The organism is Kitasatospora sp. NPDC001309, from assembly GCF_042896295.1.
Classification (GTDB): domain Bacteria; phylum Actinomycetota; class Actinomycetes; order Streptomycetales; family Streptomycetaceae; genus Kitasatospora.
On the sequence record NZ_JBIAXC010000014.1, the window covers coordinates 1 to 21,804 of the forward strand.

Here is a 21,804-nt window from a genome sequence, read left to right on the forward strand (position 1 = left end):
CCGACCCCCGGCCCTACGTCTGGACCAAAACCGCTGACCAGATCCTCGAATCCCTCGCTGGATACATCCGACGGATCAAGGACTCAGGACACTAGCCACGGCGGTGTAGACAGTAGGGCACCGGGCATCCACGAAACAGTGTCTCCACCTGTGAAAGGACCTTCCATGCGCGTTCTCCGTGTTACGTCCGCCGCGCTTCTCGGCGTGCTCGTCTCCGTCGGCCTGGCGGCTGAGCCATCGTCGGCAGCTGGTATGTCCCCGCAGGCCGGCATCAGAGGGCACGTCGTCGCCCAGGACGCCGCGCTGCAAAGCAGCTACATCTTTAACCGTGCAGTTCCGTCAGACCAGAAGGTGTACGCGCCCCGCGGGGACTGCCAGCGTGCGCACCAACGGATTCAATGCTGAGGTGCGGCGGTTTCACGGCCGCAGTTCGAGGGACTGTCAGGCGGCCGGATCTTGGACGGGCGCGGGCACGGTCGCGGGAGCGGAGTCGCACCAAGGTGTTGGCCTGCGGTGGGGACGGCGGGGCGAAACGCGCCGCCCCGCAGGGCGGAACCCGCAGGACGGTCCCGCGCCCTGTTGGCGGGTCACCGGGTGCGGTGGTGCCCGGCGCCGGAGCAGGGTGAGGTGGTGGGCATCCTCGTGGTGATCGAGCAGCCGCAACAGCCGGATCTCCTGGTCGTGCACGCCACTGGCTCCGACCCCGACTCGCCCGGTGACCCGCTGCCGGTGACGGCCTGCGGGATCGAGACCGTAAGCATGATCGTCGACCCGTGGCGACCGTCCGGACCGGGCCCGCGCTGGTACCCGCCCGAGCACGCCGGGCACGTGTGACCGCGATGCGAGCGGGCCGTCCGGTCGATGTGAGCGCCAGCCCCGCGGCGCCCGACTCGGGCCCGCCTCGTGGGTGGCGCCCGTCGGCGATGGCCCGGGTTGTGCGTCTCGGGTCCGGCGGGCGCCACGGGCAGCCTATCCGCCCTGGCCTGCGGCGGGGAGCGAGGCAGATCCCGTGTCTTGGCGGGGCGAAAGCAGCGCTTTGGTGGGGCGAAACCCGGCAACCGGGGCGTGAGCGGGATGGCGTCGGCGGGGTTCACCGGTCATGACGAACCTGATTCCCCTGTCCGACGACCAGCAGCACTTCGGCGGCGGACACGACAGCGGCGGCGGTGCGGTGTCGGTCCTCGCCGCCGAGCGGGCCGCCTTCGAGGCTGCCCGTGCCGCCCGCGCGCGGCATGACTCGGCGGAGGCGATGGAGGTGGCGCGGGCCGACGCGCGGTACCGGGTACGGGTCGAGGCCGCGGTGGGGATCGCGGCGGCCGCGGCCAGCCGAGCGGCCACGTGGGTGGAGGAGCTGGCCGCGCGGACCGGTAGCCGGCGCCTGGCCGGGTACGCGGCCGCGGTGCTCGCCTGCGGGCGGGACCTGGACCCCGGGGACGACGAGGACGGCGGCGTACACCCAGACCTCGCCTTCGTCCTCAGCGGGCTGATCCTGGTCGACGAGAACGGCCTGACCGAGGGCGAAGGCCTCGTCCTGGCAGCCGCCGGCGCGATCGCCCTGGCGATGCCCCGCAGCATCACCGTCGGCAACGACCCGGACGGCCAGCTGCCCGAGCTCGCCCACCACCTCGACCGGGCCGTCGCCGCCGGACGGCGCGCAGCGCCGCAGTGTGCATGGCCGCCGCCGGGAAGGTGGGCAGAGGGGCGGGGCCACAAGCCCTTGCGGTCACGCGGACCTGTAGCTGAACTGCGGTGACGGAGTTCGCGCAAGCCCCCGGCTCGTGGCGGCCGTTCGCGGGAACGCGGAGCGGGCAGGTCAGACCGTGCGAAGTGCCGCGAGTCGTCGGAAGACGAGCGCCATCATGAGTGCGCCTGTGGCTGCACCCGCTGCGGCCATCGGCGTGGCCGGTCCGCCCGTGCTCGCACACAGCGCGGCGAATGCGGTCAGGGTGGCCAGCGCTGCGGCCAGGGCGGCGAGGAGCCGGGGGCGGTGACCGATCCGCGTCAGGATCGAAGGCCGACGCCCGAGCAGACGGTCGAGAGCCGGGTCGTCGCGGCGTAGGTGCTGCTCGATGCCGTTCAGCAGGTGTCGCTCTCTGTCGGTCAACGGTGCGTTCACGGTGCTGCCGCCTCTCATCCGCCGGTCCTCGTCCAGCCTCCGCCGGTCCTGGCGCGTCGCCAGTCGCAGCGTTTGGCACATCGACCGTTGCGGGGCGCGGTCTTCAGCGGTGGGAGGGCATGTGCCGCAGGAGGGAGGACGCCGCCCACTCGGGGCCCCGCGGGCGCACACGGGCGCTGAGCTCTGCGGTGCCGCGGGCCTGTCCGTCGAGCAGGGCCGCGACGGCGGTGCCGGCGGATTCCGGTGTGAGCGTGTTGGGGTCGAGGCAGCGGCCGAGGGCGGCGCGTTCGGCGTCGTGCGCGATGGCGAACTGGTCGCTGGAGAAGGGCAGCACCAGGGCGGGCACGCCGGCGTGCAGGCACTCCGTGAAGGAGTTGTTCCCGCCGTGGTGGACCATGGCGGCGGCGTACGGGAGCAACTCCTGCTGCGGAATGGCGGGTGCGACCTCCAGCCGCCCGGCCGGCGCCTCCCGCAGCAGCGGGTGGGCGGTGAGCTCGGCGAGGTGGTCGCCGGCGGCCACGATCACCGAGGCCGGTGTGTGCCGCAGGATCCCGGCGGTCGCGGTGGCCAGGACGTCGTGGCGGGCGGACAGGAACGTCCCCAGGGCGACGAGCGTCAGTGGGCGACCCGCCGCCGTCAGGCGTGTGACCGCGTTGCGCCAGTGCCCGTTCAGCGGGGCGGTGCCGGTGTGCGGCAGCAGGTGGCCCGCGTAGATGGCCTTGGGCCCGGGCGGAGCGGGCGGCAGCCAGGGCAGAAGCGGGTAGTTGAAGACGACGGCGTGCGGTGAGCAGAGCGCGAAGGCACGGCCGGGTTCCGGCCGGTCGGGGGCGTGGCGGCGGGTCGTCGCCCGGAAGACCCGGGTGAAGGACGCGTCGTTGGCCGCTACCGCGGCGCGCAGCCGGCCGAGGTCGGCGGTGTCCGGGCGCAGGGTGTCGGGCCAGGCGTACGGCAGGCCGAAGTGGGCGTCGGGGGTGGCGGGCAGGTAGCTGGGGTGGCCGGGGCAGAACGTGGCGTAGGGCAGGCCGAGGCAGTGCAGGGCGAGGGTGGCGCTGTAGGCGAGCTGGTCGACGAGGTACCAGTCGGGGCGTACCGCGGTGTCGAGGGCGCCGAGCTCGTTCAGGACGCGCTCGGGGTCGGGGAGCATGTCGTCGGCGCGGTGGCGGGCCTGGGCGAGGAGGGTCGCGGTCGGTCCGTGGTGGGTGGCGGCGAGGAACTCGCGCAGGCGGCCAGCCTCGGTGCGGCCCTGGCGGGTCGTTTCGGCGATGCCGTGGTTGGCGTTGCGGGTGACCGCGAGTTCGGCGAAGCCGAGGCCGCTGCGGGCGGCGAGTTCGGCGAACGCGCCGGTGCAGGCGAAGTCGACGCGGGTGCCGTGCCGGGCCAGCGCGGCGCCGAGGGCGGCGAGCGGGCGGGCGTGGGAGTGGAAGGGCGGGCTGATCACGACGACGCGGGCCATGGTGTCCTCCGTCGGGGGCCGTGGGTTCGCGTGCGGCTTCGATGATGCCAGCAATCCCGGGGCAGCCGCGGACCTTGCCGGCCGCGCGACCGCGTCCCTGCCGCTCTCCTGCGGCCCGTGCGGGTGGAGGGGCGCCCGGATCCAATCCGTTCGGCCACCGGTCTCCGAAAAGGAGGCCGGAACGATCCGGCGGCTCGGGAGGACGGCCGATGACACACCACAGCACACCGACCACGACCCCGCAACCGTCGGGGGCCGATGGGGGCGACGCGAGGAGCCTGGCGGCGTGGCGCAGGTGCTACTGGACCCAGGACTTCGCTGCTGTGACCGGTGGCGACCTGCTCGGTCGGCTCGCGCGGGCCGAGTACGGGGGTTCGTGGGTCCACCCCGATGCGGTCCTGTCGGGCTCCGACCGGCGAGCGGCACGGCTTCGCCAGATGGCGCGGCGCGAACGGGCCGCCCCGGCATGGATGCTGGCGGCCGCCGGGGCTGCGCCGGACCAGGCGGCGTGGGAGCGGACGGCACTCGCCGAGGCGTGGGAGCGCAGTGCCGGCCTTGATGAGGGGCTGACGGCGACCGCGGAGGTCCGTCGGCGCCTGCTGGCCGCCCCCGGTCCGGCGGAGACGGCGTTCCTGCTGGACATCGCCGACGCGAACGCCCTGCGGCCGCTCTCGGCCCGAGAGGTGATCAAGCTGAAACCCGCCGCGCGGACGCACCTGCACGCACGGTGGCGCTACCTGTCGGGGGTACCGGGCGGTGATCTGGTGCTGCCGAGTCCGGAAACGGCCGGAGACGCCTACGAGCGGCTCCTGCTCGCGGCCTGCTGCGAGCGGGCACGCCCGGGGTCCCCGGCCGGACAGCGGTTCAGGACGGCGTTCGAGGCCCTGACTCAGCACTTCCGGGAATCCCTGGTGGTCGCACAGTCGATGCTGCTGGGCCGCCTCGAGGAGCCGGGCGCCGGACTCAGCGGCGGAATGAGCGTGCTGCTGACCGGACTCGGCGAGGCCCTGACGGCCGACGCACGCGTCGCGCGAGTCCTGACCCTCACCGCCACCCACCCAACTGAGTCACAACACCAGTCGCTGGTGGACGAGTTGAGTCCCGGGCACTGGCTCGTGCGGCTCCCCGTGGACACGCCGGGAACGCTCGATCCCGAGACCGCCGCCGCCCATCGGAGCGCCCTGGCCTGGTGGACCACCCGCGTCTTCGAGCTCCCGGGCGCCCGACCCGACATCACCCACGTCAGGTTCGCCGACGACGCGTCCCTCGCCGTCGCCCAGGCCACGCTGCGCCACGGCGCCAAGCTCGCGTTCACCGTCACCCCCGACCCGCACCGTTCCATGGACGAACGGCACGCCGGCACAGAGCCGGTCCACACCGGCGACGCGGGCCGCGCGCTGCGCCTGGACCTGCACCGGGTCTTCGTCGCCGACCGTCTCGTGGCCCGCGCCGACCTGCTCGTGGCCATGCCCGGCCGGTCCGGGACCGAGGAACTCCACACGCACTTCCCGCAGTTGCGGGGCCGCGCGATCCACACGCTGCCCGAAGGCATCGCCCCCTTCCGCCCGGCCCCGCACGATGGCGCGACCGCACGCGCGATGCTCTCCCGGCTGTTCGCAGGCGGTGCGAACGCCGACGGACTGGACTCCGCGGACCGCGAACTGCCGCTGCTCCTGTGCGTGGGACGGCTCCACCCGGTCAAACAGCAGGAGCAGCTCGTGCGGGCCTGGATGCACGCCGGCCTGCACAACCGCTCGACCCTGTTGCTCGTCGGCGGGTCACTCAGGGAGCCGACCGCCGTCGAATCGGCGGTGCGAGGACGGGTGAGCGAGCTGCTGCGGTCGCAACCGGTCGCGATGCGCCGGGCGGCCCTGTGGCCGGCGCTGCCCAACCACCACGTGCGCCTGCTGGAGCGGGTCCTGGCGCAGGGGCGGTCCGGAGCAGCCCTGTACGTGTGCCCCAGCGCGAAGGAGGAGTTCGGACTGGCGGTGCTGGAGGCCATGGAGGCGGGCCTGCCCGTCGCCGCCCCGCGCCGCGGCGGCGCCTCCCACTACCTGCGTGACGGTGTCAACGGACGGCTCCTGGTCACCGAGTCGCCGCAGGGCCTGGCCGCAGGCCTGCAGTCCCTCCTGCGCACACCCGCGCCCGAGCTGGCGGCGATGGCGGCGGCCGGGGCGGCGACGGTCCGTGACCGGTTCGGCGTCGACACCATGGCCGAGTCCCTCGCGCACGCCTACCACGCCACCTGCCCGACGGGCCACCACCGCCCGCGGCGCAGCCCGCACTCGACGGAAAGCCGGTGAGCAGGGTGCGACGAGAGACAACCAGTGGACCCGGGCGCGGTCGGCGCGGGCCCGGCCGCGCCGGACCTGACCGCGGCCGGACAGGACGTCATGGTCGTGGAGGCCGCCGACGAGACGGGCGGACGGATGCGCACCGACGCGGTCCTCAGGCACGGATGCTCAAGGAGCGGGTACCTGAGCGGACGTTGAGCGGCGAGCTACGGCGGTGACTGGCCGCGGGCGCGTTCGGCGGCCAGGAGTTCCGGCAGGCCGTCCAGTCGGCGCAGGCCGGCGGCGGCCTGCGCGGTGCGGTGGTTGGCGGCGAGGAGGTCGTGGTGGCGGTGGACGAAGGCCCAGTAGCCGGTGGTGAACGGGCAGGCACGCTCGCCGAGTCGTTCGGTGGGCCGGTAGCGGCACGGGCGGCAGTGGTCGCTCATCCGGTTCAGGTAGGCGCCGCCCGCCGCGTAGGGCTTGGTGGTGATCAGTCCGCCGTCGGCGAACTGGGACATGCCGACGACGTTGGCGGTCATCACCCAGTCGTAGCCGTCCACGAAGCAGCGGTGGAACCAGTCGGTGAGTTCGCGCGGGTCCCAGCCGTGCTGCAGGGCCCAGTTGCCGAGCACCATCAGCCGGGGGATGTGGTGCACCCAGCCGTGGTCGCGGACCTCGGCGAGGACGCGGGCCAGGCAGCGGGCGGTGACGGCGTCGGCGTCGAGGTCGCGGAACCAGGCCGGCAGCGGCTCGTGGTGGCCGAGGCGGTTGGCGTCGCGGTAGCCCTCGCCGAGGTGCCAGTACAGCTGCCAGACGTACTCGCGCCAGCCGGCGACCTGCCGTACGAAGCCCTCCGCGCTGTTGAGCGGCACCTGCCCCGCCCGGTAGGCGGCCTCGGCGGCGCGCACGCACTCGCCCGGGTCGAGCAGGCCGAGGTTGAGCGGGACGGACAGCGCGCTGTGGGCCAGCCACGGGTCGGCGTGGAGCATGGCGTCCTCGTACCGGCCGAAGTCGCGGAGTCGGTGGGTGACGAAGTGCGCGAGTGCCCGTTCGGCCTCCGCGCGGGTCGCGGCGAAGCGGCGCGGGCCGTCCCGGCCGACGAAGGCGACCTCGCCCGCGCGTTCCCAGCGGTCCAGGTCGGCCCGGACCTGCTCGTCGATCCCGTCCTCCTCGGGCGCGAAGGGCGGCGGCAGTGGGAGGGCGGCGGCTCCCCTGGGCGGTGGCTCGCGGTTGTCCCGGTCGAGGTTCCAGCGGCCGCCGGCCGGGCTGCCGTCCGGTTCCAGCAGCAGGTGCTCGGCGCGGCGCACCCGGTGGTAGAAGTCCTCCAGCAGCAGGCGCCGTTGCCCCGGCTCGCCGGCCCAGCGGCGGAAGTCGGCGAAGGGGACGAGGAAGCCGCGCGGTGGCAGCACCGTCACCCGGGGGAGGCCGTCCACCAGGCCGAGGGCGGCTCGCGAGGTCGGGTGGCACACCGTAATCTGCTGCCGGCCCACCGCCCGGGCCAGGCCCTCCCGGTAGGTGTCGGCCTGGACGTAGCGCACCCGGTCCCCGAGGGCGGCCGCGGCATGGCGCATGGCCGAGAGCACCAGGTGGGCCTTGGCCCGGTGGAAACGCCGTCGGCGCAGCACGGACCGGGCCTCGATCATCACCACCGGGGCGTCCGGGTCCGGGCCGTCCTGCGCGGGGACGCGGAAGTGCGGCCCCAGCTGGTCGCCGAACACCCAGTGCGGGCGCGGGCCGCTCATACCGGACGCCCGGGCAGGAGGGCCCGTCCCGTCCCGCCGGGAAGGGCCGCGGCGCCGTCCCGAAGAGCCGGCCGCGGGTGGCGGTGACGCCAGTAGGGGTTGTCGAGCGGCAGCTTTCCGCTCACCCGCCCGTACATGCCGAAGGTGGCGATCACCAGCCCCATGACGAAACTGAACAGCACGTTCGGCATGCGGAAGGCCAGGATGTTCGCCGACGAGTCCAGCAGCGCCAGGTTGACGAAGCCGCTGAGGACGAACAGCGTGCCCACGGTGATGTTGATCGTGGAGGCGGTGTTCCCGCCGATCAGCGCGCCGACGACGAGCACCACGGCGGTCACCACCGACACGAGACTGAGCAGACCATTGCTGGAAAGACCGGCAATCCTCTCACCGGAGGTGCTGAAGAAGGACAGCCCGTCCACCAGGCCGAGAGCGCCGAACACGAACAGGGCCGCACCGCACAGTCCGGCGCCGGCACGGTAGACCTGGGACAGACGGTGATCGACCGGCAGTTCATCGTGCAGTTTCATGGTCGGCTCCACTTCTCGGTCATCGGGTGGGCGCGAGGCACGCGGCCTCCCCCGCAGATTCGGCCGCCGCAACCGGCCGCAACAGTTGCAGCGGTACCGCACCGTTTACCGGACGGACGGGTTCCCGGCTGGATCAAAACGCTGCACAAACGCTTCGGCTTCTCTCCCGTGCCGAATCGCTGCACCGTGACGGCGTGACCTCACCATGGCAAGGTCGTGTCGGCAGTGCCCCCGGCGGCAGCAGGGTGCCGAAGGCCTCCGATCTACGTCCTCTCGTGGAGCGTTCGGCGCGCGGCGACGAGCGTGCGTTCGAACGTGTGTATCGCACGGTCGCCGCACCGGTGTACGGAGTCGCACTGCGGACGCTGCGCAGCCCCGCACACGCCGAGGAGGTCGCCCAGGAGGTCCTGCTGGAGATGCGGCGCACTGCCGCGGTCTACCGGCCTGAGCGGGGGTCGGTGATGACGTGGGCGCTGACGATTGCGCATCACCGTGCGGTGGATCGAGTGCGCTGCGTCCGGGCGGCTGCCGAGCGGGACCACCGTGTCGCGGCTCGCGGGCCTGTGCCGAGCGATACGCCGGAGGAGCAGGTGGTCCGCTCCCTGGACCGGCTGCGGGTCAGGTCTGCCCTCGCGGAGCTGAGTTCGGCGCAACGCGAGGCGGTGGTGCTGGCCTACTACGGCGGGTACTCACATCGGGAGATCGCGCAGCGGACCCGCGTGCCCCTGGGTCCTGTCAAGACCCGCATCCGCGACGCGCTCATTCGGCTCAGGGCCGCCTTCGACGTTGGCTCCGACCTCCCGTGCACGAGGCAAGCGCGCGCCGGGCTGCGGGCCTGGCCCGGGTCCAACCGTCTGACGGGGGCGGGACGATGACGGTGGCAGGTCGCGGTACGGAGTCGGTGTGGGACTACCCGCGGCCTCCGGCGGTCCGCTCCGCCCGCGGCCGGCTCGTCGAGGTGCGGTTCGCCGGGAAGCTGGTGGCGTCCACGACGCAGGCGGTGCGGGTGCTGGAGACGAGCCACCCGCCGGTGTTCTACCTGCCGCCCGACGACGTCGCCACCGAACTGCTGAGCCCCGCCGACGGTGAGAGCGTGTGCGAGTGGAAGGGCCGGGCCCGCTACTGGGACCTGAAAGTGGACTCCCGCACGGCGGTGCGGGCGGCGTGGAGCTACCCGCATCTGCTCCCCGGGTACCGGGAACTGCGCGGCATGCTGGCGTTCTACCCGGGACGGGTGGACCTCTGCACCGTCGACGGCGAGGCCGTGCACGCCCAGGACGGCGACTTCTACGGAGGGTGGATCACCCGGGAGATCACCGGCCCGTTCAAGGGCGGGCATGGCACCTCGGGCTGGTAGGAGACGTGTCGAGCACCGCCGAGTACGACGGAACCGGGTTCCGGTGGCGGTGCGCAAACGCTGCGGCTGGGGACAGGGAGCAGGCAGACGCACCATGGAGACGTTGAACCGCCGGACCTGCGACGGGCCCGAAGGGCTTCGGGCAGGCCCGAGTTCGCTCCGGGCCGACGCGCACCGTACCGGCCGGGCTCGCATCCAATCGGATCGCCCGCACCACCGCACACAGCGGGAGGACATCATGACCACCTACCACCAACTCCCCGCCGGCGGGCGCCCGCAGCCCGTGAGCCCGCCCACCGAGACGCCCGAGTGCGAGGCCTCGACCTGCGCGGGCATCTCCACCCCGGAGTCGGTCGAGCTGCACACGGCCTGGCCGGGCTGGATCCCGCTGCTGGTCATCGCCGCCATGGTGGTGTGCTGTGTGGGCTTCGCCGTGGGGCGGATCGCCGGATGGTGACCGTGTCGCCGGGCCACGCTGCCGGACTGCCCGTCGGGGCGGAGCCCGCGGCGTCGGACTCCGTCTCCGGTCCGCTGGAGGACGTGGGGCTGCCGACCGGCGGTGTGGCCCGGCGACTGGGGGTGTCACCCACCACCGTCCGTTCCTGGGAGCGCCGCTACGGCATCGGTCCTGCCCACCGCGAGGCCGGACACCACCGGCGCTGGAACCAGCAGGACATCGCGGTCCTGGAGACGATGTGCCGCCTGACAGCACGCGGGGTACCGCCGGGCGAGGCCGCCCGCGCGGCCCTGGCCGAACGCGACGGCAGTCCGCATCCCGCCCCTGGCAGGCCCGAAGCGAACTCCCGGGGCCGCAACCGGCCCGGCCCCGGCCCGGGTGGAAGCCGCGCCCTGGGGGTCGGGACGGTACGCCCTGAGTGCCGGGGCCTGGCCCGGGCGGCGGTGCGGCTCGACGCGCCGGAGATTTCCAGGATCCTCCGGGAAGCGCTGGAAACGCTGGGGGTGGTCGACGCGTGGACGGACGTCATGATGCCCGCCCTTCGTGCCGCGGGCCGCAAGTGGGCGGCGGACGGCGAGCAGTACGTCGAGGTCGAACACCTGCTGTCCTGGCACGTCTCCAGTGCCCTGCGGAGCGTGGCCGTGGGCGCGTACACCGCCCGGCGGACAAGGACTGTCCTGCTGACCGCGACTCCCCTCGAACTGCATACCCTCCCCCTGGAAGCGACGGCCGCGGCGCTGACCGAGCGCGCGGTCGCCTTCCGCATGCTGGGCGCGGCCGTCCCGCACCGGGCCCTGCTGGACGCCGTCCACCGGATCGGCCCGGGGGCCGTGATGATCTGGTCCCAGGACCGGCACACCGCGGACCGCGAGCTGGTACGCACGGTCAGCGACAGCGCGTGGGGCCCGCACGGCTCCCGCGGCGGGGCGGTGGTCGTCGCCGCCGGTCCCGGCTGGGCCCGCAACCAGCCGCCGAGCGGCGCAGCCCGCCCCGCCACCCTCGCGGAGGCCGTCGACCTCCTCGAACAGGCCGTCACCCACTGACGCCCGGCCGCTGACCCCGTCCGCGGTACTGCCCTGGCTCGCCCAGGCCGCCGTGGTGATCGTCCCCAGTCACAAGGAGACCTTCGGCCTGGTGGCGCTGGAGGCCATGAGCGTCGGCACCCCGGTCGTCGCCTACCGGGTCGGCAACCTTCCTACCCTGATCGGCCCGACCGGCCACGGCGACCACCTCCTCGTCGACCACGGTGAAGGCCCGGCCGCACTCCACAAGGCGGCACGAACCCTCCTGGAAGATGACATACTGTACGTCGCGACTACACAGACCGTGTATCGGCGGGCGGCTCAGTTCGAGCCCCGCCGAATCGCTGACTTCTTCATGGAGGCGGTGTCGTGATGCCCGAAACCCCAGCAACCCCTGCCCCGTTGCTGCTCGTCGACGGGTTCAACCTTCTGTGGGCCGGCACCTTCGGCTTCCCCGCGCCGATCCACTCCCGCGACAAGACCCGCGAGCTGACCGGCCTGTTCGCCTTCTTCGCCCTGCTGCGCGCGGCGATCCGCGACGACGTCGACGTCGCGCCCCCTGAGGTCCTGGTCGTCTTCGACGGCGAGCACGGCTCCGCCGAGCGCGTGGCCGCCGACCAGGAGTACAAGGCGAACCGGGAGGCGACACCGGAGGCACTCAAGCCGCTGCAGTTCCTCGCCCCGGTGAAGGACGGCTTGGACGCACTCGGGATCCGGTGGGCCGAGGTCGAGAACGCCGAGGCCGACGACGTCATCGCCACCCTCGCCACCCGGGCCGCCGCTTCCCGACCGGTCCTAATCATGTCGCGGGACATGGACTTCTACCAGCTCCTCGACGACCGTGTGCGCATCCTCAACCGCTCCCGGAAGTCGTCCCAGCGGATCATCACTGCCGACGAGGTCGTCGCCCGCTTCGGCGTCACCCCGGCCCAGTGGCCGGCCTTCCGCGCCCTGACCGGCGACAAGTCCGACAACATCCCCGGCGTCCGCGGCGTCGGCCCTAAGGTCGCCGCCACCCTGCTGCGTGGCGGCATGCTGCTGCACGGCCTGCCCGGCTCCGGGCGGCTGACCGGCGCCGAGGGCACCGCGATCACCACCGCCTGGGCCGACGTGCTCCGCTGGGAGGCGATGATCACGGTGCGCCGCGACCTGGACGTGCCCGTCGTCCTCCGCGGCGAGGCCAGCCCCCAGCTGCCGAAGCCCGCCGACGTCGTCGCGAAGCTCGGGCTGTGGTGACCAGCGGCGCCGTGCCGGGCTCGATCCTGGCCGTCTTCGCACACCCCGACGACGCCGAGCTGTGGGCCGGCGCCACCCTCGCCCTCCACGCCAGGTACGCCGTCGTCACCGTCGTCATCCCCCACCGCGATGACGTCCGCGGCGCCGAGGCCCGCAAGGGAGCGGCGGCCCTCGGCGCCGACCTGCGCCAGGTCCCCCGGCTCGACCACGCCACCGTGCAGCAGCAGCTGCTGGAGGCGCAGCCGGAGATCGTCATCACCCACCCGCTGGGCGATGTCCACCCCGAGCACCGGGCGGTCGCCGCCACCGTGCTCGTGGCCGTCCCCGAGCCCCGGATCGCCACTGGCCGGCCGACCCGCTTCTACACCTGCGACACCTACAGCTCGCTCACCCTCGACGGGCCGGTGCGCGCCGACGTGATCGTGGACGCCACCGCGACCTTCGACGCCAAGATGGCGGCGCTGCGCGAGCACGCGAGCCAGCCGATCGAGCAGCACTTCGGGCCCATGGCCGAGGCCCTCGGTCGGCTCTGGGGCCCCCGCATCGGCACCCGGTACGCGGAGGCGTTCACCTCCGTGCCGATCCTCGGTTGTCTGCCCGGCGCCACCCACCTCTGATACTCCGCACCTCGCGGCCCCTCCACCGTCAACTCACCCCGAGGGATGACTATGACGTCCATACCCGTGCAAACCCAGCGCCGCCCAGTCGACCGCCCGCGCGTCGCAGAGCTGACCCGCCAGCTGTTGCACGCCCTCGACGAAGACCCCGACCGCGACGGCCTCAGGGACACACCCCGCCGAGTCGCCGACTGGTGGGGAGAGTTCCTCGACCACAACCCCGGCCGGCTCGACACCAGCTTCGCCCACGAGCGCCAGTACGGCGACTTCGTCCTGCTGACCGGCATCGAGGCGTGGAGCGTCTGCGAGCACCACCTGCTCCCGTTCCGCCTCGACGTCTCCATCGCCTACGTCCCGGCCACCACCGTCCTCGGCCTGTCCAAGCTGGTACGGCACTTGGAGGCCCATAGCCACGCTCTCCAGCTCCAGGAACGCATCACCCACGATGTCGCCCACGACCTCGCCAAGGCCGCCGGGACCGATGACGTCGCCGTCTACACCGCCGGCGAGCACCTGTGCATGAGCATGCGCGGCGTCAAGGCCACCTCGGTCCGTACCACCACCATGTGCCGACTCGGCCGCACCGAGAGCGACCCCGACCTGGCCACCCGAATCGAACGCCTCGCGCTCCCCGTCCGCCCCTGACCACCTCCCACCCTCGACACACCAGGAACCCCACCGTGCCTGTCCACACCTTCACCCTCACGGCCTCGCTGGGCACCGACGCGGCGACGGCCGAGGTCTGGCAGCAGTTGAAGGCCTCTCCACCGGCCGGCTGCACCTACGACTCCGAGGTCCTCCCCCAGACCCCCGGGCTGCACTGCGAGCGTGCGGCCCACACCCGGCTGGAGGCCGTGTTCGCCGTCGTCGGCGAGGTCGACGCCTCCCACGGCCTCCTCCTGGACGACCTGGGCGTGGAGAACCTCTCCGAGTGGATCGGCGACGACGCGGACCAGCCCGACGGCCTCACCGGGATCTACGCGGCCGACACCGCCGCTCAGGCCCTGCTCCTGGCGATCGACCGCCTCCGGCGCCTTGGTCACACCGCCGACAGCATCAAGGCGTCCATGGACCTGGTCATCGGCAGGTCTCTCACCTCGTGATCACCAGGCCATAGGCATACCGACGCTGGCACCTCAAGACACCCAACCTGCCAGCTCGCGACGGCCGCAGCCACCTGCTCCTGGCTCAATACCGCCAGCGGTTCAGCGGTGCTCGGGGTTCTCGAAGTCGAAGCGGCAGCCGGCGTCCCACTCGGAGCGCTGGTTGCCGTGGGCCGGGATGCCGCCGGCATCCTTGAGCATCCTGGCCAGGTGGAGCTGGTTCCAGGTCATGAAGGTGGTGTTGCGGTTGGTGAAGTCGTTCTCCGGGCCGCCGGAGCCGGGATCGAGGTAGGACGGCCCGGGCCCGGCCTCGCCGACCCAGCCCGCGTCGGCCTGCGGCGGGATGACGTAGCCCAGGTGCTGGAGGCTGTAGAGGACGTTCATCGCGCAGTGCTTGGCGCCGTCCTCGTTACCCGTGATCAGACAGCCGCCGACCCGGCCGTAGTAGGCGTACTGACCCTCGGAGTTGAGGATCGACGAGCAGGCGTACAAACGCTCGATGACCTTCTTCATCACGGATGAGTTGTCTCCCAGCCACACAGGACCAGCTAACGTCAAGATGTCCGCGCTCATCACCTGGGAGTAAATGACGGGCCACTCGTCGGTCTCCCAACCGTGTTCGGTCATGTCCGGCCAGACGCCGGTGGCGATGTCGAGGTCGACGGCGCGGAGGACCTCGACCTCGACGCCCTGGCGTTGCAGGATTCCGGTGCTGACGTCGATCAGGCCCTGGGTGTGGCTGCGCTCCGGGGAGCGCTTGAGGGTGCAGTTGATCACCAGGGCGCGCAGGTCGGCGTACGAGGTCGTCGGGTCCGGCACGGGGTCTCCTTCGGGCGGTCCGGGAGGCCGGTCGGTGGCGGGCTCCCCGCACAGCTCACCAGGCCGGGTCGGCGGGCGCGCGCGGGGCTGGGCCGGTTGCCTGACGGCGGGGCCCCGCCCGGGGTCGGGTCGGGACCTCGGCCCCTGTTCGACCGAACGCCTGATCAGTAGCATGAACTCGCCTTCCACCATGGCCCCGAGGGGACGAGTGACCGCCGTGCTCACGCTCACAACGAACAGCCTGCCCGTCGACGTCGTGGACATCGACGTGGACTTCGACCTCACCCTGGCCGGTGACACCGCCACGGACCTCGCTACCGCCGGGTCACTGCCGCAGAGCCCCATGCCGCAGGTCACCCAGATGGATCCGCTGCCGCCGCAGGTCACTCAGATGGGCTTCGACCTCGACACCACCACCGCCCTGGCGGAGCCCGCACCGCAGGTGGTGCAGACGTACGTCCAGCTCGACCCGCCGCTCCTGGTCGACGCGCTGACTCCGCTGGTCACCGTCGCAGCCACCGAGGGTGCCCACGCCCCCGACACCGTCTGAGGCCGCGCCGCACACATGGACCACGACCTGCCCTCCGGCCATCACTACACCCGCCCCTTCGACCGCTTCCCGTCCCAGTACGAGCACCAGGAGCGGTGGGCCGAACTGACCCGCGCGATCGCCGCCGCCGGCCCGCCCGGCGGTGACTCCGGCCGTTCCGGCCGTGAATCCTGTGATGAATACGGTGGCGCCAAGGGCGAGTTGACGGTGCTCGGCTCGGGCATCGAGGCGGCCGGGTTCACCCGGGCCGACGAGCGCCTGCTCCGCGAGGCCGACCACGTCTTCCACTGCGTGGCGGACCCGGCCACCGTGGTCCGGATCAACGCCTGGCGCCCGGACGCCTACGACCTCGGCGTCCTCTACGACGACGCCAAGGACCGCTACCTGACGTACGTCCAGATGTCCGAGGCCGTGCTGCACTTCGTCCGCGCGGGGCGGCGGGTGGCCGCGGTCTTCTACGGCCACCCGGGCATCTTCGTGCTCTCCTCCCACCGCGCCGTCCGGATCGCCCGCCGGGAGGGGCACCGCGCCGTGATGCGGCCCGGCATCAGCGCCCTGGACGTGCTCTGCGCCGACCTCGGGGTGGACCCGAGCACCCCCGGCATGCAGACCTTCGAGGCATCCGACCTGCTGATCCGCGGCCGGCGCATCGACCCGAGCCTGCACCTGGTGCTCTGGCAGGTCGGCGTCGTCGGCGAACTCGACTACCAGCGCGCCGGGTTCACCAACCGGCACCTGCCCGTCCTGCTGGACCGGCTGGAGGAGGTCTACGGGCCGGACCACACCGTGGTCAACTACATCGGCGCCCGCTACCGCGGCCTCGAACCCGTCACCGCCGAGCACACCGTCGCCGCCCTGCGCGACCCGGCCGTGCAGCGCACCGTCACCAGCGCCTCCACCTGGTACCTGGCTCCCACCGCCGCCGCACCGGCCGACCCCCAGGTGCTCCGCCGCCTCGGCCTGCTCCAGCCCGGCCAGACCGTCCGCACGCCCGACGGGCCGCTGCGCACCATCGACGAGTACGGCCCGCGCGAACGCGCCGCGCTCGACGGTTTCGCCGACTTCCGCATTCCGGCTGCGTACCACTGGCAGGAGGACACGCCCGGCGCCCGCTTCGTCCTCGCCCTCGGCGAGGACAGCGCCCTGCGCGCACGCTACGTCCGTGAGCCCGCGGCCGCCGTCGCCGACTGGGCGCCACCGGAGCTCGGCGCAGCCGAACGCGCCCTACTGTCCCAGCGCGAGGACCTCGCCCTCCAGGCCGCCGCCCGTGGCGTACGGCACCGGCCCACCCCGGAGGCCGCGCGGCGGCTGCGTACCCTGCTCACCCGCAAGTCCGAGGCGCGCGCACTGCTGCGGGACGGCATCACGGCCTGGCCGTCGCTCCGCCAGGACCTGGAATCCGTTCTGGACGACGCCCTCTACCCCTGGACCGGCCTGTACGGCACGCCGGACGGCGAACTCTCCGTCTACGTCCTGGGCCGCGCGACCGACCCGCCCCGACACCGGGTCCACATCGACGGCCGCCGGATCGCCGACCCGCGCTACGAGCGCGGCGTGCTGCGCTGGCGCGAGCCGGACGGCAGCGGCGGCGAACTGCGCACCGAGTTCGGCCGGGACGGCCGGCGCCGACTCGTCGGCACCGTCAGCGCTACCGGTGTCGGCGGTACTGCGGGTTCCGTCACGCGCGCTGTCCGCCTGACGGAATACCCGCTGCCGGAGACCCCGCCGCTCGCCGACCTGGTGGGCGGGTACCGAGCCCGTGGCGTCCAGGTGGACGTGGTGTCCGACGCCCCCGGCGCGCTCCCGCGCCTGCACGTCAGCGTCGACGGCGAACCCGTCACCGCGGCGGTGCTGCTCGGCCCGGCGGGCTTCGAAGTGACGGGCTTCGAGGTGGCGGACTTCGAGGTGGACGCGGTCACCGTCCCCTTCGACCAGTCGCTGCCGGACGTGCCGCCCTGCCTGTACGGCGACTACCGGCTGCGGCTGCCGTCCCGGCCGGACACCGGCGCCCACCTGCGGGTCGCGGTGGACGGCGTCACCCTCGACGGACAGCCCGTGCCCAAGGTCGGGTCGAGCGGCCGGCGTCTCGGCTGGCAGGACGGCCCGGCCCCGGTGCCCGGCGCCGAGCTCACCCTGCTGCTCGACCCGATCACCCTCCACCCGATGCTGCACGGCACCGGCCGGACCGCGGACGGCACGCCGTTCCCGCTGGTCGGCATGGTCCCGGTCGAGGCCGAGGCGGCCCGGCGGCTCGCCGCCCGGCCCCGGTTCGGCATCCCACCCGGCCCCTGGGCCCACCTGACCGCGCTCGCCGCCGAGGCCGGCCAGGACGGCGGGCTGTTCTGGTGGCACGGCTGGGAACAGTCGGCCACCGCCCTGCGGACCGTCCAGCTCGCCCTGTGGGAGAGCGAGCGGTAGGCGCGCCACCGTGCCGTCGGGCGCGTAGCACTCGGACCAGGTCAGGTCAGGTCAGGTCAGGTCAGGTCAGGTGAATCTGCTCAGGTGAATCTGGTCGGGTCAATCGTCCAGGTCCTCCCGGTCCAGGCCGTAGCAGGCCAGGACCTTCGTCAGCTCCTCCTCGGCGCCCCGGGCCCGCAGGGCCTTGCCGAGCAGCAGGGCCTCCTCCCAGGCCTCGTCCGGCTCGTCCAACAGTGCGATGGCGGCGCGGGCCAACTCCTCGGCGCCCGCCACGTCGCCGAGTTGCAGCTGCACCTCTCCGAGATCGGTGAGCACCGTGCCCCGCCGCTCGGCAGCCTCGGTGTCCGGGTGTGCGTCGAGCAGGGCGCGGGCCGCCCGCAACCGGTCGGCGGCCTCCTCCAGCCGCCCGACGGCGCGCAGGTGCTCGGCATAGGCGATCAGGATGACGACGGTGGGCGCGACGACCGGGCCCGGCACACCGGCCGCACCGAGGAGCCGGTCGAGCACCGTACGGGCCTCCCCCAGCAGGTCGGCGAGGACGCCGTCCACGGGTTCGGCGTCGGCGTCCGGGTGCCGGGCCAGCGCCTCGCCGAGTGCCGTCAGCCCTTCCTCCTCCCGCCCGGCGGCCGCGAAGCCACGCGCTGCGGCGAGCCCCCAGGCCGCGCCCTCGGCACCGTAGCCCAGCCACCAACCGAGGGCGGCTTCGACCTCCGGGCGCGACGGGAGCGAGGGAGCTGAGGGCAGCGATGGCAGCACCGGCACCGGCACCGACTCCGACCGCAGCGCCACCGGGCCACCGCCCCGCAGCTCCTGTCCCCACGGGTCCGCGTCCAGCAGGTCGCGCAGTACCCGGGCGCCGCTGCCGCTCCCGCCGTGCATCCGGTAGGCGCGCGCCAGCACCCACCGGCAGGCTGCGGCATCCGCTGTCAGGCCGAGCCGGTCGAGCTCGCGAACGGCCTCCTCGGCAGCCTCCGAGGCCTCGGCGTACTGCTCGTCCGCGAGCAGCGCCGCCGCGGTGGCCGCCCGGGTGCGGGCCGCTCCGGTCAGGTCACCCGCCGCCGTCCGGGCCGCGACCTGGTCGAGCAGGCCGCGGAGGCCCTCCCCACTGCGGGAGTTCAGGTCGCGCTCGAAGACCGACAGCGGTGTGGGCTCGCCGATCGGGCCGGCGTCCATCCAGCCGCGTATTCGGGTGCTCTGGTGGGTGTTGCCGTTGCGGGCGTCGAAGCGTTCCGCGATGCCGAGGGCGCGCTCGCGCAGTTCCACCGCGAGGTCGGCCACGCGGGTGTCCGGGCGCCGCTTCCCCTCCACGGTGGGGAAGCGCAGCACCACGTCGCCGTCGCCGCCGTTCTGTTCCTGGCTGCGGGACAGGACGGCCACGGCGGCGGCCGCGAACTCCATCTCCGTCAGCGGCGTGCGCGGCCGGTCGAGCCAGGAGAGGTGGCGCTCGATCAGGTCGAGTCCGCGCCCGAGGTTGCCGCTGTGCACGCAGAACAGCAGGTTCAGCGCCAACTCCCCCAGGTGGTGCGGGTTGTCGCGGATCCTCCGGTAGGCGGCGCGGTGCGCCTCGACGGCCCGCTCCCCCAGGCCGGAGCGGAGGAACGGCAGCAGCAGCTCGGAGTAGATCAGCTGCGGCTGTTCGGTGCAGCCGGAGCGGACCGCCGACTCGCCGATCCGGATCGCCTCCTCGTCCCGGCCGAGTGCCACCAGGGTCTGCACCTGGCTGCTCGGCACGCAGCCCGCGCAGTCGGAGAGGGCGTCCCGGCGGGTGAGCGCCATCTCCTCGTAGTGGGCCTGGGCCCGCTCGATCTCGCCGATGGACTGCGCGGCCTCTCCGCGGTGCTGGAGGACGGCGTGCATGCTGTGGCCGCCCCGGCGGTAGCGCCGCTCCATGTCCGCGAGCAGGTCCGTCCCCCGCTGCAGCGGGATCTCGGGGTACTGGTAGACGCTGTAGACCATCCACTTGAACTGCCACAGCAGGGTGTGCTCGTGTCCGGAGCCGAAGCGGTGCGGCTCCCGGTCGTAGGCCGCCAGGCACCAGGAGAAGGTGAGGAAGGCCTTCTCCGGCGCCCAGCTGTGCTGGAAGACCGAGGTCGCCGACATCCGCACGTCGAAGGCGAACTCGACCAGGCCGAGCGCGTCGGCGTGCCGGATCACCTCCTCCAGTGCGGCGAACTTCGCCGCCCCCGTGGGCATCCCGAAGGTGCTGTCGTAGAGCCGGCGGAGCTCCTTCTCGGTACGGCTCATCGCGCACCTCCGGCGACGGCCCGGCCGATCAGGCCGAGGAAGGACTGGTTGAGGGCCGCGGTGTCGGCCGGGCGCAGCGGATGGTGCCCGAGCAGCAGCGCCTGGGTGTACAGGCCTTCCAGGCACATGCCCTGGAGCTCCGGGTCGGCCAGCGCGAGGACCTGGCGGGCCAGCGGGTTGCGGTGGTTGAGCACTAGCCGGGGCCGGGGCGGGGTGTCGGCCTGGAAGCTGCCGAGAATCGCCGCCCAGGTCTCGTCCACCTGCTCCCGGGCGCCCTGGACGTCCAGTTGGAACGCGGTGTCCTCGTCCAGGAGGTAGAGCGAGGGCAGTCCGGAGGGCTCGAAGGAGCGGACCAGCAGGTCGCATCCGAGCCGGTCGAGCACCCGGTCGGCCACGGCCAGGAACGGGGCGATCGCCTGTTCGTCGGCCGGGTCGAGGCGCTGCAGGTGGGTGGTGAGGTCGGCGGCGCGCAGCTGCTCGACCTCCAGGGCCCGGTCCACCGTCGCGAGCCGGTCGACCAGCTCGGCGTCGTACACGTAGCCGGCGTTGACGACGGCCAGGCCCTGCGCGGCGGCCACCGGTGCGAGTTGCCGGAACTCGTCCAGCAAGGGGGTGAAGCGCAGCAGGCCGTAGCGGTCGGTGAACTCGGCGAGGGTGAGCGGGCCGACGTTGGTCTCCATCGGCCAGAAATCGGCGACCAGGCGCAGCATGTCGTCGTCGTGCAGCGCCAGCGCCTTGACGCCCAGGTGGTGGACGCGCAGGAAGGAGCGCAGTCGCGCGGGCTCCTGGCGGCTCAACCGCACCAGCCAGCCGCGCAGTCGGTCGCCGAGGGCGTCGCGGGTCGCCTCCAGCAGGGAGTCCTCGTAGAGCGCCTCCCGGCTGGCGGTGGGCCGCAGCTCGGAGGTGTCGACGACGCACCGTACGAAGAAGGCCCACTCCGGCAGCAGGCGTTCGGCTCCCTCGGCGAGCAGCATCTGCTTGAGGTACACCCGGTGCGCGGCCGGGACGGCCGGGTTGGCCGGCATCGGCAGGACGAAGGCGACGCCGCGCAGGCCCGCCTCCGCGCTGGCCACGTCGATCACGTCGAAGGGCGCGAAGCCGAAGACCTCCTCGCAGTAGGCCTCCAGGCGGGCGCGGCGGGCCGGTTCGCCCTCGCCTTCGGGGCGGTCCCAGGGGGCGGGGCCGCCGGTGACCGTGGTGCCGTCCACCGTGACCGGGTGCGGCAGCCGGGCGCCGTAGTGGCCGACCAGTTCGGTGACGGCCCGGCGGGTGAGCAGGTGCTCGCAGCCGGGGCGGGGGCGCAGGGTGACGGTGGTGCCGGGCTCCGCGCGCTGCTCGTCGGCGGGCGCGAGCTCGACGGTGTAGCCGCCGTCCGAGGAGCCGTGCCAGCGCACGGTGGGCTCGCCGGCCCGGCGGGTGGTGACCTCGATGGCCTCGGAGACCATGAAGCAGGAGAGCAGGCCGATGCCGAACTGCCCCATGAACTCGTGCCGGGCGAACCCCAGGTCGTCGCGCTTCGAGCTGCGCCCGATCGTCGCCAGCAGCTCGTGCACCTGTGCCTCGGTGAGGCCGATGCCGTTGTCGCTGATGGTCAGCGAGCCGTCGCCGTTGGCGTCGCTGGAGGCGATCGCGATCCGGGCCTCCCGCGCCGCCGCGGCGGCGTCGCCCGGGTGCCGGGCCGTGATCGCGTCCACCGCGTTCTGCAGCAGCTCGCGCACGTACACCTGCGGGCTGGTGTAGAGGTGGTGGCTCAGGAGGTCGACGATGCCGCGCAGGTCGACGCGAAAGGTTCGGCTCAACGGACTCTCTCTCAGGTCGGTTCGGGAGCACCCTAGAACGGGGGTACGACACGGGAAACCGAATATCC

22 protein-coding genes are annotated in these 21,804 nt (G+C 73.2%); 15 read left to right on the forward strand and 7 right to left on the reverse strand.

What is annotated here, in order from left to right; all coding sequences use genetic code 11:
• Window positions 1-630 precede the first annotated feature (630 nt).
• Together ACFY2K_RS16455 and ACFY2K_RS16460 are read left to right on the forward strand one after the other, a co-directional pair.
• Complete coding sequence (locus ACFY2K_RS16455; protein ID WP_387711908.1) at window positions 631-834, forward strand: hypothetical protein; 204 nt, start codon at window positions 631-633, stop codon at window positions 832-834.
• 265 nt (window positions 835-1,099) lie between these two features.
• A complete protein-coding gene (locus tag ACFY2K_RS16460; protein ID WP_380530185.1) occupies window positions 1,100-1,753 on the forward strand; it encodes a hypothetical protein in 654 nt (217 codons plus the stop codon).
• Between the two features lie 60 nt (window positions 1,754-1,813).
• Here ACFY2K_RS16460 and ACFY2K_RS16465 read toward each other — a convergent pair whose 3' ends face one another.
• Both ACFY2K_RS16465 and ACFY2K_RS16470 read right to left on the reverse strand, forming a co-directional pair.
• Window positions 1,814-2,116, reverse strand: a complete 303-nt coding sequence (locus ACFY2K_RS16465) for a DUF3040 domain-containing protein (RefSeq protein ID WP_380530183.1) — start codon at window positions 2,114-2,116, stop codon at window positions 1,814-1,816.
• 103 nt (window positions 2,117-2,219) lie between these two features.
• On the reverse strand, window positions 2,220-3,569 hold the full coding sequence (locus tag ACFY2K_RS16470; protein ID WP_387711910.1) for a nucleotide disphospho-sugar-binding domain-containing protein: 1,350 nt from the start codon (window positions 3,567-3,569) through the stop codon (window positions 2,220-2,222).
• A 437-nt stretch (window positions 3,570-4,006) separates the two neighbouring features.
• Between ACFY2K_RS16470 and ACFY2K_RS16475 the strand changes: the two genes are divergently transcribed.
• Together ACFY2K_RS16475 and ACFY2K_RS16480 are read left to right on the forward strand one after the other, a co-directional pair.
• Window positions 4,007-5,872, forward strand: a complete 1,866-nt coding sequence (locus ACFY2K_RS16475; protein ID WP_387711912.1) for a glycosyltransferase family 4 protein — start codon at window positions 4,007-4,009, stop codon at window positions 5,870-5,872.
• A gap of 24 nt (window positions 5,873-5,896) precedes the next feature.
• A complete protein-coding gene (locus ACFY2K_RS16480; RefSeq protein WP_387711914.1) occupies window positions 5,897-6,061 on the forward strand; it encodes an FAD-dependent oxidoreductase in 165 nt (54 codons plus the stop codon).
• Between the two features lie 8 nt (window positions 6,062-6,069).
• Here ACFY2K_RS16480 and ACFY2K_RS16485 read toward each other — a convergent pair whose 3' ends face one another.
• Both ACFY2K_RS16485 and ACFY2K_RS16490 read right to left on the reverse strand, forming a co-directional pair.
• The gene (locus ACFY2K_RS16485) at window positions 6,070-7,584 is read right to left on the reverse strand and encodes a cryptochrome/photolyase family protein (RefSeq protein ID WP_380530171.1); all 1,515 of its coding nucleotides are present in this window, start codon (window positions 7,582-7,584) and stop codon (window positions 6,070-6,072) included.
• A complete protein-coding gene (locus tag ACFY2K_RS16490; RefSeq protein ID WP_380530168.1) occupies window positions 7,581-8,114 on the reverse strand; it encodes a DUF4383 domain-containing protein in 534 nt (177 codons plus the stop codon). The genes ACFY2K_RS16485 and ACFY2K_RS16490 overlap by 4 nt, the downstream gene beginning before the upstream one ends.
• 275 nt (window positions 8,115-8,389) lie before the next feature.
• On the opposite strand from ACFY2K_RS16490, the gene ACFY2K_RS16495 reads away from it, so the two are divergent.
• The 9 genes from ACFY2K_RS16495 to ACFY2K_RS16535 all read left to right on the forward strand — a co-directional run bounded on the left by ACFY2K_RS16495 (window position 8,390) and on the right by ACFY2K_RS16535 (window position 13,906).
• Window positions 8,390-8,989 carry a sigma-70 family RNA polymerase sigma factor gene (locus ACFY2K_RS16495; protein ID WP_387711919.1) on the forward strand — a complete coding sequence of 200 codons (600 nt, stop codon included), beginning with the start codon at window positions 8,390-8,392 and terminating at the stop codon, window positions 8,987-8,989.
• On the forward strand, window positions 8,986-9,471 hold the full coding sequence (locus tag ACFY2K_RS16500) for a DUF427 domain-containing protein (protein WP_387711922.1): 486 nt from the start codon (window positions 8,986-8,988) through the stop codon (window positions 9,469-9,471). Before ACFY2K_RS16495 ends, ACFY2K_RS16500 begins: the two co-directional genes overlap by 4 nt.
• A 238-nt stretch (window positions 9,472-9,709) precedes the next feature.
• Window positions 9,710-9,928 carry a hypothetical protein gene (locus ACFY2K_RS16505; RefSeq protein ID WP_380530159.1) on the forward strand — a complete coding sequence of 73 codons (219 nt, stop codon included), beginning with the start codon at window positions 9,710-9,712 and terminating at the stop codon, window positions 9,926-9,928.
• Window positions 9,922-10,971, forward strand: coding sequence for a MerR family transcriptional regulator (locus tag ACFY2K_RS16510; protein ID WP_380530154.1), 1,050 nt, complete (start codon window positions 9,922-9,924; stop codon window positions 10,969-10,971). Before ACFY2K_RS16505 ends, ACFY2K_RS16510 begins: the two co-directional genes overlap by 7 nt.
• 28 nt (window positions 10,972-10,999) lie before the next feature.
• Entirely contained in the window at window positions 11,000-11,323 is a 324-nt protein-coding gene (locus ACFY2K_RS16515) for a glycosyltransferase (protein ID WP_387712155.1), read from the forward strand.
• Window positions 11,323-12,186 (forward strand): 5'-3' exonuclease H3TH domain-containing protein, encoded by an 864-nt coding sequence (locus ACFY2K_RS16520; RefSeq protein WP_380530191.1) that lies wholly within the window; start codon window positions 11,323-11,325, stop codon window positions 12,184-12,186. Before ACFY2K_RS16515 ends, ACFY2K_RS16520 begins: the two co-directional genes overlap by 1 nt.
• The gene (locus ACFY2K_RS16525; RefSeq protein WP_387711926.1) at window positions 12,180-12,803 is read left to right on the forward strand and encodes a PIG-L deacetylase family protein; all 624 of its coding nucleotides are present in this window, start codon (window positions 12,180-12,182) and stop codon (window positions 12,801-12,803) included. Before ACFY2K_RS16520 ends, ACFY2K_RS16525 begins: the two co-directional genes overlap by 7 nt.
• A 51-nt stretch (window positions 12,804-12,854) precedes the next feature.
• Window positions 12,855-13,448, forward strand: coding sequence for a GTP cyclohydrolase I (folE, locus tag ACFY2K_RS16530; protein ID WP_380530148.1), 594 nt, complete (start codon window positions 12,855-12,857; stop codon window positions 13,446-13,448).
• Window positions 13,449-13,483: 35 nt separating this feature from the next.
• On the forward strand, window positions 13,484-13,906 hold the full coding sequence (locus tag ACFY2K_RS16535) for a hypothetical protein (protein ID WP_387711930.1): 423 nt from the start codon (window positions 13,484-13,486) through the stop codon (window positions 13,904-13,906).
• A gap of 102 nt (window positions 13,907-14,008) precedes the next feature.
• On the opposite strand, the gene ACFY2K_RS16540 is transcribed toward ACFY2K_RS16535, so the two are convergent.
• Window positions 14,009-14,725: a flavodoxin family protein gene (locus ACFY2K_RS16540; protein ID WP_380530142.1), complete on the reverse strand. Its 717-nt coding sequence runs from the start codon at window positions 14,723-14,725 to the stop codon at window positions 14,009-14,011.
• Window positions 14,726-14,897: 172 nt separating this feature from the next.
• On the opposite strand from ACFY2K_RS16540, the gene ACFY2K_RS16545 reads away from it, so the two are divergent.
• The gene (locus ACFY2K_RS16545; protein ID WP_387711933.1) at window positions 14,898-15,275 is read left to right on the forward strand and encodes a hypothetical protein; all 378 of its coding nucleotides are present in this window, start codon (window positions 14,898-14,900) and stop codon (window positions 15,273-15,275) included.
• Between the two features lie 15 nt (window positions 15,276-15,290).
• Window positions 15,291-17,693, forward strand: coding sequence for an SAM-dependent methyltransferase (locus ACFY2K_RS16550; RefSeq protein WP_387711936.1), 2,403 nt, complete (start codon window positions 15,291-15,293; stop codon window positions 17,691-17,693).
• A gap of 99 nt (window positions 17,694-17,792) precedes the next feature.
• Here ACFY2K_RS16550 and ACFY2K_RS16555 read toward each other — a convergent pair whose 3' ends face one another.
• Window positions 17,793-19,937 (reverse strand): hypothetical protein, encoded by a 2,145-nt coding sequence (locus ACFY2K_RS16555; protein ID WP_387711939.1) that lies wholly within the window; start codon window positions 19,935-19,937, stop codon window positions 17,793-17,795.
• Complete coding sequence (locus ACFY2K_RS16560) at window positions 19,934-21,736, reverse strand: HSP90 family protein (RefSeq protein WP_380530131.1); 1,803 nt, start codon at window positions 21,734-21,736, stop codon at window positions 19,934-19,936. Before ACFY2K_RS16560 ends, ACFY2K_RS16555 begins: the two co-directional genes overlap by 4 nt.
• Window positions 21,737-21,804 lie beyond the last annotated feature (68 nt).

Excerpts from the sequence above, each read along its gene's own strand:
- ACFY2K_RS16555 (WP_387711939.1), bottom strand. The coding sequence starts at position 19,937 with ATGAGCCGTACCGAGAAGGAGCTCCGCCGGCTCTACGACAGCACCTTC.
- ACFY2K_RS16505 (WP_380530159.1), top strand. The coding sequence starts at position 9,710 with ATGACCACCTACCACCAACTCCCCGCCGGCGGGCGCCCGCAGCCCGTG.
- ACFY2K_RS16490 (WP_380530168.1), bottom strand. The coding sequence starts at position 8,114 with ATGAAACTGCACGATGAACTGCCGGTCGATCACCGTCTGTCCCAGGTC.
- ACFY2K_RS16510 (WP_380530154.1), top strand. The coding sequence starts at position 9,922 with ATGGTGACCGTGTCGCCGGGCCACGCTGCCGGACTGCCCGTCGGGGCG.
- folE (WP_380530148.1), top strand. The coding sequence starts at position 12,855 with ATGACGTCCATACCCGTGCAAACCCAGCGCCGCCCAGTCGACCGCCCG.
- ACFY2K_RS16460 (WP_380530185.1), top strand. The coding sequence starts at position 1,100 with ATGACGAACCTGATTCCCCTGTCCGACGACCAGCAGCACTTCGGCGGC.
- ACFY2K_RS16500 (WP_387711922.1), top strand. The coding sequence starts at position 8,986 with ATGACGGTGGCAGGTCGCGGTACGGAGTCGGTGTGGGACTACCCGCGG.
- ACFY2K_RS16470 (WP_387711910.1), bottom strand. The coding sequence starts at position 3,569 with ATGGCCCGCGTCGTCGTGATCAGCCCGCCCTTCCACTCCCACGCCCGC.
- ACFY2K_RS16475 (WP_387711912.1), top strand. The coding sequence starts at position 4,007 with ATGGCGCGGCGCGAACGGGCCGCCCCGGCATGGATGCTGGCGGCCGCC.
- ACFY2K_RS16545 (WP_387711933.1), top strand. The coding sequence starts at position 14,898 with ATGAACTCGCCTTCCACCATGGCCCCGAGGGGACGAGTGACCGCCGTG.
- ACFY2K_RS16520 (WP_380530191.1), top strand. The coding sequence starts at position 11,323 with ATGCCCGAAACCCCAGCAACCCCTGCCCCGTTGCTGCTCGTCGACGGG.
- ACFY2K_RS16550 (WP_387711936.1), top strand. The coding sequence starts at position 15,291 with ATGGACCACGACCTGCCCTCCGGCCATCACTACACCCGCCCCTTCGAC.
- ACFY2K_RS16485 (WP_380530171.1), bottom strand. The coding sequence starts at position 7,584 with ATGAGCGGCCCGCGCCCGCACTGGGTGTTCGGCGACCAGCTGGGGCCG.